The sequence below is a fragment of the Rhizobium jaguaris genome (genome assembly GCF_003627755.1).
In the GTDB taxonomy this organism is placed as follows: Bacteria; Pseudomonadota; Alphaproteobacteria; order Rhizobiales; family Rhizobiaceae; genus Rhizobium; species Rhizobium jaguaris.
Window position 1 is genome coordinate 1,163,807 of the sequence record NZ_CP032695.1, and the last position, 14,358, is coordinate 1,178,164.

General features: G+C 60.0%; 10 protein-coding genes and 2 pseudogenes. 3 read left to right on the top strand and 9 right to left on the bottom strand.

The genetic code is table 11. From position 1 onward, the window contains the following. Positions 1-87: 87 nt before the first annotated feature. From CCGE525_RS27710 to CCGE525_RS27735, 6 genes and pseudogenes are all read right to left on the bottom strand, one after another. On the bottom strand, positions 88-1,074 hold the full coding sequence (locus tag CCGE525_RS27710) for a beta-ketoacyl-ACP synthase III (RefSeq protein ID WP_120707461.1): 987 nt from the start codon (positions 1,072-1,074) through the stop codon (positions 88-90). Further along, positions 1,071-2,341, bottom strand: a pseudogene (locus CCGE525_RS27715) (adenosylmethionine--8-amino-7-oxononanoate transaminase). Before CCGE525_RS27715 ends, CCGE525_RS27710 begins: the two are co-directional and overlap by 4 nt. Next, positions 2,338-2,976: a dethiobiotin synthase gene (bioD, locus tag CCGE525_RS27720; protein ID WP_120707462.1), complete on the bottom strand. Its 639-nt coding sequence runs from the start codon at positions 2,974-2,976 to the stop codon at positions 2,338-2,340. The pseudogene CCGE525_RS27715 and the gene bioD overlap by 4 nt, the downstream one beginning before the upstream one ends. Continuing rightward, positions 2,973-4,114: pseudogene (locus CCGE525_RS27725) on the bottom strand (8-amino-7-oxononanoate synthase). The gene bioD and the pseudogene CCGE525_RS27725 overlap by 4 nt, the downstream one beginning before the upstream one ends. Next, the gene (gene bioB, locus CCGE525_RS27730; protein ID WP_425375920.1) at positions 4,111-5,103 is read right to left on the bottom strand and encodes a biotin synthase BioB; all 993 of its coding nucleotides are present in this window, start codon (positions 5,101-5,103) and stop codon (positions 4,111-4,113) included. The pseudogene CCGE525_RS27725 and the gene bioB overlap by 4 nt, the downstream one beginning before the upstream one ends. A 308-nt stretch (positions 5,104-5,411) precedes the next feature. After that, on the bottom strand, positions 5,412-5,549 hold the full coding sequence (locus tag CCGE525_RS27735; protein ID WP_120707464.1) for a DUF1127 domain-containing protein: 138 nt from the start codon (positions 5,547-5,549) through the stop codon (positions 5,412-5,414). Positions 5,550-5,988: 439 nt separating this feature from the next. Here CCGE525_RS27735 and CCGE525_RS27740 point away from each other — a divergent pair, with 439 nt between their 5' ends. Next, a complete protein-coding gene (locus CCGE525_RS27740; protein WP_120707465.1) occupies positions 5,989-6,234 on the top strand; it encodes a type II toxin-antitoxin system VapB family antitoxin in 246 nt (81 codons plus the stop codon). Then, the gene (locus tag CCGE525_RS27745) at positions 6,234-6,638 is read left to right on the top strand and encodes a type II toxin-antitoxin system VapC family toxin (RefSeq protein WP_120707466.1); all 405 of its coding nucleotides are present in this window, start codon (positions 6,234-6,236) and stop codon (positions 6,636-6,638) included. Before CCGE525_RS27740 ends, CCGE525_RS27745 begins: the two co-directional genes overlap by 1 nt. A gap of 223 nt (positions 6,639-6,861) precedes the next feature. Here CCGE525_RS27745 and CCGE525_RS27750 read toward each other — a convergent pair whose 3' ends face one another. The 3 genes from CCGE525_RS27750 to CCGE525_RS27760 all read right to left on the bottom strand — a co-directional run bounded on the left by CCGE525_RS27750 (position 6,862) and on the right by CCGE525_RS27760 (position 11,303). Next, complete coding sequence (locus CCGE525_RS27750) at positions 6,862-7,854, bottom strand: hypothetical protein (protein WP_120707467.1); 993 nt, start codon at positions 7,852-7,854, stop codon at positions 6,862-6,864. Between the two features lie 508 nt (positions 7,855-8,362). Then, positions 8,363-8,923, bottom strand: coding sequence for a GNAT family N-acetyltransferase (locus CCGE525_RS27755; protein ID WP_120707468.1), 561 nt, complete (start codon positions 8,921-8,923; stop codon positions 8,363-8,365). A gap of 22 nt (positions 8,924-8,945) precedes the next feature. Next, positions 8,946-11,303 (bottom strand): Orn/Lys/Arg family decarboxylase, encoded by a 2,358-nt coding sequence (locus tag CCGE525_RS27760; protein WP_120707469.1) that lies wholly within the window; start codon positions 11,301-11,303, stop codon positions 8,946-8,948. Positions 11,304-11,643: 340 nt separating this feature from the next. Between CCGE525_RS27760 and mgtA the strand changes: the two genes are divergently transcribed. Then, complete coding sequence (mgtA, locus tag CCGE525_RS27765) at positions 11,644-14,238, top strand: magnesium-translocating P-type ATPase (protein ID WP_120707470.1); 2,595 nt, start codon at positions 11,644-11,646, stop codon at positions 14,236-14,238. The last annotated feature ends 120 nt before the right edge of the window (positions 14,239-14,358 follow it).

Sequence of the window (14,358 nt, forward strand, 5' to 3'; positions counted from 1 at the left end):
GCATTGACTTGAATGCCCTATTCTTACCTGCTCCTTTGTTGATTCTCCATATTCTTCATAGAACTGTCGCGGTTCCACCGCGCCAGTTTAGACCGCGAGGATGACAGCCCCGCCCGCCAGGCCCGCACCGGCGGCAGTCATGAGCAGATGCTCTCCCGGCTTGAACGGTTTACGGCGATTTTCGACGGAAAGGGACAGCGGAATGGTCGCAGCCGACGAATTACCGAATTCCGCGATCGTGCTGACAAGCTTGCCTTCTTCCAATTCGAGATTATGGCGAACCGCGTCGCAAAGACGGAGATTGGCCTGATGCGGGATGAAGCGGTCGATGGCGGAGACCGTTACGGCAGCCTCATCCATCGCTTCGCGTGAGGTGCGTGTCATCAACTCGACAGCGCGGGAGAAGACCTCGCGCCCATCGCGCATCGTCATCAGCACTTGGTCCCCCGCGGCTTCCGGAGAAAATGGCTTGTTGCTGCCGCCGGATGGGATGGTAATCAGATCATAGCCACTTCCATCTGAAGCCATCACGGCTGCCTTGAGACCGCTTTGACCATCGCGGCATGGAGCAAGCACGACAGCGCCGCCGCCATCCGCAAACAGAACGGCGCTGGCGCGTTCCGCAGGGTTGATGCGGCGGCTGAGAATATTGGCGGCAACGACGAGCACCGCCCGGCCATGCGCACGCACGAAGCCATCCGCCAGCGTCAGCGCGTAGAGGAAGCCCGAGCAAGCTCCGGCAAGATCGATGGCTCCGGAATTTCGCAAGCCGAGCTTGTGCGCCAGAAGCGGCGCCGAAGGTGGCAAGAGATGATCCGGCGTCGAGGTGGCAAGCAAGGTCATGGCGATCTCGCCCGGTGCAATTCCGGCGTCCTCAAGGGCCATTTTTCCGGCCTCGGCTGCAAGGCCGCTCAATGTGTCCCCCTCGGCTGCCCAATGGCGGGATCGGATGCCGGTGCGCCTTTCGATCCAGCCATCCTCGAGGCCGAGTTGGCTCTCGATTTCCGCATTATGGACGATACGGGATGGAACGGCATGACCGAATCCGGCGAGGCGGGAGGAGAGAGGCGTCAAGATCCAGTCTCCTCTAGAACGAGCGAGGCGACTTCGTCGATCGCATCATAGGCTGCCGCGATATCCCCGGCGCTTGTGCAATAGGGCGGCATCAGGTAGATGACGTTTCCGAGCGGGCGCACAAGCAACCCGCGCTCGCGAAACAGCTTGCGTATGCGCGGCCCCACTTCGGCGAGGTAGCCGCCGGTGGGTACTGCAAGATCGAGGGCGGCGATCGTTCCGCATTGCCTGACGTTTACAAATCTATTGTCGTTCTGGAAGCGTCGCAGATGATGGCTGTGCTGCGCGGCAAGCTCGGCAATCCGGGTTTCGACCGGTTCGTCTTGCCAGACCTGCAGATTGGCGACAGCCGCCGCGCAGGCGATTGCGTTGGCGGTATAGGAACTCGAATGGAAAAAGGTCTTGCGTCGGTCGGAAGACAGATGGGCCTCGAAAATCTCTGCTGTGCAAAGAGTTGCCGCCAGCGGCAGGGCACCCCGGTCAGACCCTTCGATGTACACAGGATATCCGGAGTTACACCCGCCTGTTCGCAGGCAAAGCGCGTTCCGGTACGACCCCAGCCGGTCATCACCTCATCGGCGATGAACAGGCAGCCGTATCGGCCGGCGATCTCCTTGAGAGCAGAAAGCACGGCGCTGCCGTAGAACTTCATGCCCCCCGCGCCGAGCACCAGCGGTTCGACCAGAATGGCGGCGACCTTTCCCGAACGGCAGATGGCTTCGAACGCATCGAGCGTTTCCTGTTCCCGACCGAGTTCGGGGAAGGGAAGGCGGTCGACGCCGAAGAGCAGCGGCTCGAAGGGCGCATTGAACACGCCACGCTCTCCCGCGGACATGGTGCCGATCGTGTCGCCATGATAGCCATGTTCCATCACGACGATGCGATCACGCGCGATGCCGCGATTGTGGAAAGTGCCGAGCGCCATCTTGATCGCCACCTCGACGGCCGTCGATCCGCTGTCCGAGTAGAAGACGTGTTTCAGTCCCGAGGGCGCGAAGGCGAGCAGACGTTCGGCGAGGATTTCTGCGGGTTCATGGGTAAATTCCGCGAAGATAATCTGGTCGTAGGCCTCCGTCGCTTCGCGGATTGCCGCCATGATGCCGCGATGGCGATGGCCATGGGTGATCACCCACCATGACGAGATTGCGTCGAGGATGCGATTGCCATCCTCGTCGAACAGATATGCGCCTTCGGTCGCGACGATGCGCTTCATTGGCGGTTCAAGGGCATGCTGTGTAAAGGGGTGCCAGACGGGCGAGGGGGTCACGCGCGTGCCTCCATCAGGAACTCAATGTCGAAATTTTCGCGGAAGGCGCGGCGCAGAGTTTCACTCGTCAGGCTTTCCAGCAGGGGCAGCCGGCCCAACACCTTCACTTGCCCGATGGCGGCGATGGTCGCCTGGGTGTCGGCATTTTCCGCGCCGAGAAAAGCCACGCCGCAGAGGGGAATGTCGCGGCTGCGCAGCGCCTCGATGGACAGTAGCGTGTGATTGATGGTGCCGAGCGACGTTCGGGCGCAGAGAATGACGGGAATACGCCACCGGGCGAAGACATCGGCAAAGACCGTGTTTTTCGTGAGCGGGACCAGTAGGCCGCCGGCTCCCTCGATTACCAGCGGACCGGTGCAGGCTGGCGGCTCAAGCCGGGCCGGGTCGATTTCCACGCCGTCGAGTCGTGCCGAAAGATGCGGTGAGAGCGGGGCGGAGAGGCGATAGGCTTCCGGCAGGATATGCGCTGCGGGCAGCCGGCTCAGTCGGACAACGGCTTCGCTGTCCGTCTCATCTTCCAGTCCGGATTGCACGGGTTTCCAATATCGGGCGTTGAGCGCGCCCGTCAGCGCTGCGGCAAACACGGTCTTGCCGATGCCGGTATCCGTGCCGGTTACCACGAAACGGGCGGTCATTTCCTGTGTTCCTCCATGGCAGCGGCGAGGCAATCCAGCATGTGCGCAATCTGCTCCGAATCGACGTTGAGCGTGATCGACAGCCGCAGGCGTGCCGTGCCCTCCGGCACGGTCGGAGGACGGATCGCACGGATGTCGAACCCTTGAGCCTGAAGAGTTTCGGCAATTCGTACCGCACCCGCGTTGTCGCCGATGATAACAGGCTGGATCTGCGACCCGCTCGGCTCTATGCCGAATCGGCTCTTCAATCCGTCACCGACAAAGGCGACCAGACGTTCCAGGGCCTCGCGGCGCTCGGGTTCGTCATCCACTATGCGCAAGGCTTCGCGCACGCCCGCCGCCATGAGAGGCGAGGGCGCGGTGGAATAGATGAAGGCGCGGGCGCGGTTGACGAGATAGTCGGCAAGCATGCGCGGCACGGCAAGCAGCGCCCCCGATACGCCCAGCGCCTTGCCGCAGGTATGAAGGGCAAGCACATTGTCCCGGCCCTCCAACCCCGCCGCCAGCCCTCTGCCCCCGTGCCGAAAACGCCGGTGGCATGGGCTTCGTCGATCACTAGAAAGGCCTCGTGACGATCGGCAATATCGGCGAGGGCGGCGAGCGGCGCTCTGTCACCGTCCATGGAATAGAGGCTCTCGACGGCAATCCAGGGCCGGCCCTTACCGCCCTCCCTGCGCCAGTTTCGAATCGCCTCATCGAAGGCGTTCGCATCGTTGTGATCAATACTGACGGCCGTCGCCTTGCTGGCCGCAATGCCCTCATGGGCGCTGGCATGGATGAGCGCGTCGTGCACGATCAGATCTTCACGCCGTGGCAAGGTCGAGAAAAGCGCAGAATTGGCGGCATAGCCGCTGCCGAAATAGAGCACGCGTTCCACGCCGAAAAATTCGGCGGCTTCCATCTCCAGCGCCTCGTGTTCCGGATGGTTGCCGCGCAGCAGGCGCGAGCCGCCCGCCCCCGCCGGAACGCCGCTTTCCATCGCCGCGATGATCGCCGCCTTGAGGCGTGGTGCGCCCGCAAGAGCGAGAAAATCGTTGGACGTAAAGTCCGTGCCACGCTGCGGCGCCAGGCTGCGCAGCCGCGCCTTGCGCCGCAGGCCCTCAAGCGTGGCGGCATAGTCCGAAAGTATCGCCGTCACACCGCCGGCTCCAGCGGCATGGGAGAAAGGCCGAGGCGGCGGAAGAGCGCGGTGTCGTGATCGTCGCCGGGATTGTCCGCCGTCAGCAGCGTGTCGCCGACGAAGATGGAGTTGGCGCCCGCGAAGAAACAGAGCGCCTGCATCTCGTCGCTCATTTCGGTGCGTCCGGCCGAAAGGCGCAGATGCGAGGTCGGCATCAGGATGCGCGCCAGTGCGATCGTGCGGACGAAATCGATCGCATCGATAGGTTCAGCGTCCGCCAGCTTCGAACCGGGAATGGGGATGAGTTGGTTGATCGGCACGCTTTCCGGCGGCACAGGCAGGTTCGCCAGCGTCAGCAGCATCGAGATCCGGTCGTCGACCGTCTCGCCCATGCCCAGAATTCCGCCGGCACACACCTTGATGCCGGCCATACGTACGGTTTCCAGCGTATCGAGCCGGTCCGCGAAGCTTCGGGTGGTGATGATTTCGGAATAGAAGCGCTCGGAGGTGTCGATGTTGTGGTTGTAGTAGTCGAGGCCGGCTTCCGCGAGTTCGCCTGCCTGAGTCTCCGTCAGCATGCCGAGCGTCATGCAGGTTTCCATGCCGAGCGCCTTCACGCCCTCGACCATGGCGACCAGAGTGTCCATATCGCGGTCCTTCGGGCTGCGCCACGCCGCCCCCATGCAGTAGCGAGTCGCGCCCGCATCCTTGGCTTTGCGCGCCTCAGTGAGAACGCGTTCGACTTCCATCAGCTTCGAGGCCTTCAGGCCGGTCGGATAGTGGGCGGACTGGCTGCAATACCCGCAATCTTCGGCGCATCCGCCTGTCTTGATCGACAGAAGTCGGCTCATCTGTACGGCGTTGGGGTCGAAATGCGCGCGGTGGATGGTCTGAGCCCGGAAGAGCAGATCGTTAAATGGCAAATTATAGATAGTTTTTGCTTCACCGAGGGTGATGGCGGGCGATCGTGATGGATAAAGTGTCGAACATTCCGAAATTTGGGTGATTTTCTTCACTACGTTCGTCCTCCAGACTCAAATTATGGATAGAAGATATTTTTATCGATAATTTGGCAAGGACTATCTGAAGTGCGGTGAAGTTTCCGGTATGTGCAAAGGGAGACGGCGGTCTAATTTGCCTCTGTAGCCGATCGTGCGCGTTGGAGGCCGGATAAATACTCGGGTCTTGAATGGATGGATCCACCCATGTGGCCTAAAGCAAAAACCACGGCGAATGGCCGTGGTTTTTATCCTTGGCGTTTGGCTCGCCAGGCAGCGATTCAATTTGGCAGGCTCATCCCAAGAGCCTGACCCTCTTAGCGACCGTATACTGCTCGCTTGATATCGCCGCGGGCGAGACCGATGTCCTTCAGCGCGGAGTCGCTGAGCTGTGCGAGTTCGCGATAGGCCTTGCGAAGTTCAAAAAACTCAATGATCCTGTTGTTCGTTTTCATTGCATACCTCGTTAATTTGTTGCCTAATTATGTAGCAGAGTGGTTGCGAATTGAGCAGCGCAAACGTTGCATGGCTGGAATACGCTGCATGAAGATCTCCTCGTGATATTGATCAATGAGATGCATGTGCGAGTGACGACTGCGGATTCCGGCGGACAGGAGAAGGTGGGAAATTCCGGTATGATCCCGCGTCGCGGTTGACGAATGGAAGCTTTGAAATTCCGCTGGCCCGCGGAGCGATGTCCTTTAGGGGGACGACAGCTGAGGATAATGCCGCCACCGATATCGGCGACAGTGCGCCAACCGGCGCTATGGAAGCTGCAGAGATCCCAGGCGCCGTTGGCACCACCGAGCGGGAATACGAAGCGTTCGGCGCTCTTGGAAAAGGCTACGCGATGATCTACATTCTTTCCAAGAATTATCTACATGGAGATGGCTCATGCCCATCAATGTCAACAATCCGGAGGCCGACGCGTTGACGCGCAAGTTTGCCGAAATGGCTGGCGTCGGCATCACCGACGCCATCGTCATAGCTATGCGCGAGGCGATCGAGCGTCGCACTCGCGCGGAGACGCCGTTGCAGACTGCCGCACGCTTGCGAAAAAAGCATGGGGTCGCGATGAACGACGATGCCCGCAAGCCTCTTCCCCGTGAAGCCTTCGATGACATGTGGGATGATGCGTGATGTTCGTCGATGCCTGCGCAATCATCGCGCTTCTCTCTGATGAGCCGGAGGCGGCACGCGTCTCCGACGCCATTTCTTCGGCCAGACATCCGTTTACATCTCCCGTCGCCATTCTCGAAACCGTCCTCGGCCTTGCACGGCCCGACAAGTTCAATCTTCCAGTGCCTGCAGTCGAAACAATTGTGGTGGAATTCCTTGATGTGCGGGAAATCGAGGTTCGCGATCTTCCCCCGGCCTCCGAGACGACGCGGCTCGCCCTTGTCGCCGCGCACCGTTATCGCAGCGGCCGCCATGGCCTGAACCTCGGCGATTGCCTGCATTATGCCTGCGCCAAATTCCATGGCGTGCCGATCCTCGCCACGGCGGACGAGTTTAGGTCGACCGATCTCGAAACCGTTTCCTGAACCCGCTGAAGCGGTAACGCCGAGATCGGCCCGTCGCAACACTGTCCGGCCATCGGTCCTGGCGCAGCGCGGCGTTCGGCAACGGCCTCGCCGTGCTCCGCGTCCGTTCGCCCGCCGGTGCCTTCACCCAGTTGCGCGCCGCCCTTTGAACCGCCGTGACGGGGTTGCGATCGGCGCCACCTCCTGGAGGTTTAAACATGAGCAGCAAGGAACGTGCCGCGTCTCAATTGGACACAGCTTCGCAAAGGGGAATGGGGCGCGGCGGCGGCGCTGGATGATCTTGCTTGTACTGGGCGATGATTGGCTCGAGCTTCTCTTTCGGCCAGAACTGCGGCGAGCCGATCTCGCTGAGGCATGAGGCATTCCAGTAAGAACCGCTTTTGGCCGGCGATTGGCCTGATGCGACCGCACGCGCAATGGCACTGATGTCACGGGCCTCCGGATAGATATAGAGGGTCGTCGGGTTATCTTTGACCATCGACAACACTTGCACGGTATCCTCCGGTGACCAGCTGGTGCAGCCGTCGCTGCGGCCGCCCGCATAGGTGACCAGTTTGCCGAATGGGACGTAGCCCTCGCGATTGGCGTAGGGGCTTTCCGGTTTTTTCTGCATGCATATGCCCGAGACGAGCGCCGCGGCATGTCCACCGATGGCGCGCTGCCTGGCGTTCGCAGTCTCGCCGATGCCGTCGAACTGAACGAACGATCGGGTCAGAACTGCGTCCCGATTGGTAGAAGCACGATAATAGCCTTTAAAGGATGTCTTGATCTCATTCGTAAGGTACTCGCCACCGGCCGTCAGATTGGAATCCATTGCGTTGCCGAAGTTTTTTGCACACTCCCGCCCGTTGGAAAAGTTGACGACCCCTTGCAGATTGCGGCCACCGCCATGCCCTGCCGATATCACGTGGAAAGACTGGGACGCCTCGCAGATCATGTAGAACCGGCCACCTGCAGTTCCGTTAGGACGCGTGGCGTCCATCGCAAAATAGCATGCGTTTCTCACACGTCCCTCTGCGACCTTCTCCAGGTAGAGTGCCCGAGCCCGCTCCAGCACGACTGGAGCAATCTGCCCATTTCCTTCTCCAACATATCCCGCCAGCCAGACTGGAATGGCCGACGCATTGCTCAAGGCAAATGCCGGGCCCGCACCGCAAAGTGCTGCCGCCACTGCGGCGAAGCCGAGGCACTTGAAAATGCTAAATCTTGGGCGCATGCGGTATCTCCCCGAGCCGCCGAGCCGTTCATCTGCATGATGCCGGGCGGGGTGTCGGAATCAAAGTGGGCGAAAAAGTTCTAGTGCATTATCACTGTGCTTGAGCAATCGTTAACACTACATTTCCAATTTTGTCGTTGCTGCAGTGAGCGAAATGCCAAAGGCATCGGCAACGGAGAAATGCTGTTGGTCTCATCTCGTGCCACTATGCATCCACGACCTAGTCGGCGTGACGGTCAATCATGGCGCAGAACAGGAGAGCGGCGATGTCCAGATGGCGCCGGAATTTGCAGCGCGCCGATCCTGATCGAAGGCTACGCCGATGATCGCTCGACGTCCGGATGCCGTTGCGGCAGGCCAGAAGTCAAATCGGGATTTGTCAAAGGGAAGGACGCCAGCCGTCACGACGAGGTTGGAGGTCGATAACGAATTCGCCGCCTCAATCTCGATTGGGAGCGCCCCGATGCAATGGGAGTGCGTTGGTACCAGAGATTCAATCCCGTTGGTCTCAGCGGGTGGAGAGGGGCAGTGGCGGCGGTGGGGTGGTCGAGCCGGCGGCAAGTGAACGCTGCACCATGACGGTGTCGGCCCAACGGCCGTAACGATAGGCAACTCCCGGCAACAGGCCGACACGGGCAAAACCGAACCGTTCATGCAGGGCGAGCGAAGCAGCGTTATCGGCGTCGATATAGCCGATCATCTGCCGAAAGCCGGCGGCGGCACAGGTGTCGATCAACGCCCGCATGAGGAGGCTCCCGACACCCTGGCCGACATGGTCATGATGCACATAGATCGAATGCTTGACGGTGTAGCGATAGGCCGGGCGTTTGCGGAACAGAACCACATAGGCATAGCCCACCACTTTTTCGCCTTCGATCGCGACCACATGCGGAAACCGGCGGCTCTTCAAATTTTTGCGCCGTTCCCGCAGATCATCCGGTTGCGGCGTGTCGTTATCGTCCACCCCGTCCTCGACGCCGCGGCGAATGTGGCGGCGATAGATGGCAAGCATAGCATCGACGTCCGTCTCGCGAGACGGACGAATGAAGATCGTTTTGTTCTGCTCCATGATCGAACCTGAACTTCTCAGCCTATTCCGCAACGACGTAGGTATAAAGCCGGATGCGGCCGGATGCATCGATCTCGCGATAGATCCCCTGAATCTCCACCTCAAAGCCGGGGAAGGTGTTGAAGCAGGTTTCAAACATCTTGAGATAGTCGATCATGGGCTTAGCCCTTTCGCTCAGGCGCTCGCCTGGCACGATAGTCGCAATACCGGGAGGATAAACTACAAACGGCGTGGTTGCGATGCGGCCGGCAATGGCGTCGATCGGCAGATAGTCGACATCGTTGCGAACCAGGCAGCGCGCGGCATCATGGGGCGACATGGCCATCGGGGGTAAGTGGTCAGCAGAAAACTGTTTTGTCTGAAGCGCGCTGACATCGGCCTGGCGGAAGAAGTTGTGCATTTCCGCGCACAGATCGCGCAGGCGTACTCCGCCATAGCGGCCCGGACGGCGTCGATAGAATTCCGGGATCGCCTCCTCCAGCAGAGCATTGTCGTCATGGAGTTTTTTGAAGGCGACGAGGCCGCTGATCAGGGTACCGGCTTTGCTGGCCTCTACACCAGGCGTGAGCAAGAAGAGCAGCGAATTGAGGTCGTTCTTCTCCGCGACTATGCGGTTTTCCCGCAGATATTGCGCGACTATGGGCGCCGGTATGCCGTGCTCGGTGTATTTTCCGCTTTTCCGGTCGAAGCCGGGGGTGAGCAGGGTGAGCTTGTTCGGATCGGTCATGGCGAAGCCCTGCTCCATCCCTGAAAAGCCATGCCATGTAGCGTCCGGCGTCAGGTGCCAGAAGGCGGGATTGGTGGCGAGCTGGTCGGTAGAGACACTTTCCCAAAGCACCTCATGCACCGCGCCGGGGCTCGACACATCCGGGATTGCCACCCGGTCTGGCACGAAGGGCTCGAAGAACCAGCGGCGCTCGGGGCGATGCTCCTTTTCCTCGAATTCGCGGCGCACCGCACGGATCTTCTTACGCAGCTCGATACCGAGACGGATCGTATCGTCCCACAGCACTTCGCCCGAGCGGCCCTTCATCATCTGCGCGCCCACGTCAAGCGAGGCAAACAGCGGGTAGAAGGGTGAGGTCGACGCGTGCTGCATGAAGCTTTCGTTGAACCGCCGGTGCTCCACACGGCGCTTCTGGCCGGTGATATGCCGGTCCTTCATGTGGATCTGCGAGGCCTGCGAGAAGCTTGCAAGCTGCTTATGGGTGGATTGAGTGGCGACGATGCCTGGCGCATCCGGGCCGAGATCGGCAAGACCCATGGCAAAACGTCCGGCATAGAGCGGATGAAACTTCATGAAGCCGGCCCAGGCCTCGTCGAAGAGGATGTAATCGCACAAATGTCCGATACGCTTGAGGATCATCTCGGCATTGTGAATGGTGCCGTCGTAGGTGCACTGCTCCACCACCGCGACGCGGAATGGACGAGGCTTTTTGTAGGCCTCGGGGTCTTTCACCAGCGGATGGGTGCGGATGCGCTCTCTGAGCGCCTCTTCGTCCATAGCCGCAAAATCGATGGGACCGATCAAGCCATGGAGGTTGCGTATAGTCGGCAGGTAAACCGGAATGCCGCCGGAAATCATCAACGCGCCGTGATGAGCGGCCTTATGATTGTTACGGTCGAACAGCACGAGATCGCCATCGGTGACGAGGGCGGAGAGGGCGACCTTATTGGAGGTGGAGGTGCCGTTCAGCACGAAATAGGTCTTCTCGGCGCCGAAAATTTTGGCGGCTTCCTTCTGTGCGGCCAGCGCCGGTCCTTCGTGGGTCAGAAGGTCGCCGAGGTCGAGCACGGAATTGTCGAGATCGTCGCGAAACACCGCTTCGCCGAGATGCTCCATGAATACTCGACCGATAGGGCTGCGGCTGTAGAAGATGCCGCCATTGTGCCCAGGGCAGGTCCAAAGGTGGTTGCCTTCTTCGGCATAATCGACCAGCGCACCGAAGAACGGCGTCTTCAACGTCTCGGCATATTGCTTGAGCCGGCTGATGAGGCTCTTGGCGATGAAGGCGGGCGTTTCTTCCGACAGGAAGACATAGCCGTCGATGAAATCGAGCACCTCCACCGGCACATCCTCGAAGCGCTTACGGCGGATCAGCAGGATGATCGGGAATTCGAGACCGCGCCGACGCATCAGATTGATGAGGGAAGCCGTTTTGCCCTCGAGCCCCTTTTTGCCCCAGTCGACGAGCATGCAGCCGATGGCGGCGTCTGTCTGCACGGCTATCTCTGCATCTTCGAGATTGCGCGCCCGCACTACCTCAAAGCCCGAGCGCTCGATCTCCTCGACGATCTGGTTGTAGCGGGCGCCCTCCAGGTCGTCGCTGTCGAAAGCCGGCGTTGCGAACAGAAAGTTGAAACGTCTGAAATAATCCATGGGTACCCGCTCCTGACCTGGCACGAGGTGTCGACGCGTTTCATGACATGGATGTGACAGAGTACCGGATGTTCGAAACACCCGCACAGCATTCGTCTCGTCTGCTCCTGGATTTCTCGGCATAAATCAATCGTCGGCAACTATCCGATGCGGTCGTCACTCTTTGCCTGACTGGAACGGTCCTGTTACCAAAGTCCTGAGCCCAGATCACATTCGGGTTGGGTGCGGTGCCGTCCGCGGTAACGCCACCGCGGGCATGCCGGGAGCCAGAAATTGACCCTCATCAATGCCCGCTGCGCTGCGCGTGCAATTGTTCCTCATCCTCCCAGGGAGCAGGACCATGGACAATCCAGCCAAGAATGTCGCGCTAGAGCATCGTGTCGCAGATTTCCCCACTCCTTACTGGGCAAAATCCATCGCGGTGCTGTTTACCGAATATAAATCGCAGTCGTCTGGCCTGTCCACGGCGGAAGCGACGGGCCGGTTGCAAATCTACGGTTCGAACACACTCAGGGTCGGCGGTCGAGCGAATGTGTTGCGCCTCCTGCTGAAGCAGTTTCTCAGCCCGCTGGTCTTAATTCTCATTTTCGCGGCTATCGTCGCTGCAGGCGTTGGCGAAATACATGACGCCGTGATCATCGGCTGTATCGTCGGCGCAAGCTGCCTGCTGGGATTCTCGCAGGAATTCTCTGCCTCGCGTGCCATCGAATCGCTTCGACGCGGCATTTCGCTAACCGCTGCCGTCATCCGCGACGGGAAGGAACAGACAATCCCGGCTGATCGGATCGTGCCCGGTGACATCATCAAACTGTCTGCGGGGAGTCTGGTGCCCGCCGATGCGGTTCTTCTATCCACCCAGGACCTCAATGTGACGGAGGCGGCGCTGACCGGCGAGACGTTTCCCGTCGCCAAAGCGCCGGGCATATCCAAGCCCGACACGCCGATCGACGGTCGCTTGAACTGTGTCTTCACCGGAACTTCGGTGCGAAGCGGCATCGCAACCGCGCTTGCGGTCAAGACAGGCAACAACACGGAGTTCGCCGCTATCGCGGGCGCCATCACCCGCGAAATTCCCGAAACGGACTTTGCGCGCGGTATTCGCCGCTTCGGCTATCTGATGACCAGAATTATGCTGGTCATCGTATTCGTCGTTTTCATCGCTAACCTACTGCTCCACCGTCCGCTTATCGACTCACTGCTGTTTTCGCTTGCACTCGCTGTCGGGCTGACGCCCGAGCTGTTGCCCGCCATCATCAGTGTGACGCTGGCGCGCGGCGCCCGTGTCATGGCGCGGCAGGGTGTCATTATCCGCCGTCTGGAGGCCATGGAAAATCTGGGCAGCATGGATATGCTCTGCACGGACAAGACCGGAACGCTGACGGAGGGGACGATCCGCCTCGACAAATGTGTTGACGTGCAGGGTCAGCCTTCCGACCAGGTAAGATTGCTGGCCATCCTCAACGCCGGCCTGCAGGCGGGTCTCAAGAATCCGCTCGACGATGCCATTCTGGCCGAAAAAAAAGAAACCGTGCTTTCAGCTTATCGGAAGCTGGGTGAGATTCCTTATGATTTCGCCCGAAAGCGGCTTTCGGTCGTCGTCGCTCAGCAGGATGGCGCCCAACTGATCTGCAAGGGCGCGGTCACTACTCTTTTGGACATTTGCACGACGGCGAAAGCAGGCAGCGTCGCCAAACCGATCGATGCCCAGTTGCGCGCCGAAATCGACGGACGCTACCAGCGATGGAGCGAGGACGGAATTCGCGTCATAGCGGTGGCGACAGGCTCATTTGATCAGCAAAAGACGCCACTCGACAAAAGCGACGAAACCGCCCTTTGCCTGGAAGGCTTCCTCCTGTTTCTTGATCCTCCCAAGGCTGGCGTGAAGGAGGTTCTTGGGGGGCTACGCAAGCGCGGGATCGGCATCAAGATCATCTCGGGGGACAATCGCTATGTCGTCGCGCATCTGGCGAAGTTGGTCGGTCTGAAAGACGCGCGCGTGCTGAGTGGCCGCGACATCGCGTCCATGAGCAATGATGCGCTTTTCGCCAAAGCCACGAAGACGGACCTGTTCGCTGAAATCGATCCCAATCAAAAAGAGCGGATTATCAAGGCCTTGCGCAGGGCTAACCATGTCGTCGGCTATATGGGCGACGGTATCAATGATGCTCCCGCTCTGCATGAAGCCGATGTGGGCATCTCGGTCGATAGCGCCGTCGATGTTGCGCGGGAAGCGGCCGACGTCATCCTGCTGCGCCGCGACCTCGATGTCCTGATGCGTGGCGTCGACGACGGACGACGGACGTTTGCAAATACGCTGAAATATATATCGATCGCCACCAGCGCCAATTTCGGCAACATGATCAGCATGGCGATAGCCTCGCTCCTGCTGCCCTTCCTGCCACTGCTTGCCAAACAGATCCTGCTCAACAATCTTCTGGCGGACATCCCGTCGATGACGATCGCCACCGACAGGGTCGATCCTGCCGAGGTGCAGCGGCCGAAGCGCTGGAACATCGCCGGCATTCAACGCTTCATGCTGTGTTTCGGGCCGATCAGCTCCCTCTTCGATTTCGTGACCTTCGGTTTCCTTCTCTTCGCCGGAGTGGGCGTCGATGCGTTCCGGACGGGATGGTTCGTTGAATCGCTGACATCTCAGATCGCAACGATGCTGATCGTCCGCACGGTCTTTTCGAGTTGGAAGAGCAGGCCGAGCGGCCTGCTTGTCGCAACGACAGCCCCCATCGGTCTCGTCGGCATCAGCCTGCCATATCTGCCCTTCGCGGAGACCTTCGGTTTCGTGCCTCTGCCTTTCAGCGTGCTGGGCGCTCTGCTCTCCATAACCGTCGCTTTCGCGGTCGCGCTGGAGATGGCAAAGAGCTGGTTCTTCCGGCATGAGCGAAAACATTCCTCGTTCCACAGGAAGAAATTGCGATAGGTCAAGGCTCTTTCCGGATGGCATGTCATAATGCCGTCGTCGGTTGAAAGCGCGTGCTCTCATCGACTGGGCTTCGACGCGATACGAGGCACCCAGTCTCGAGCACACCTCTCAATTCCA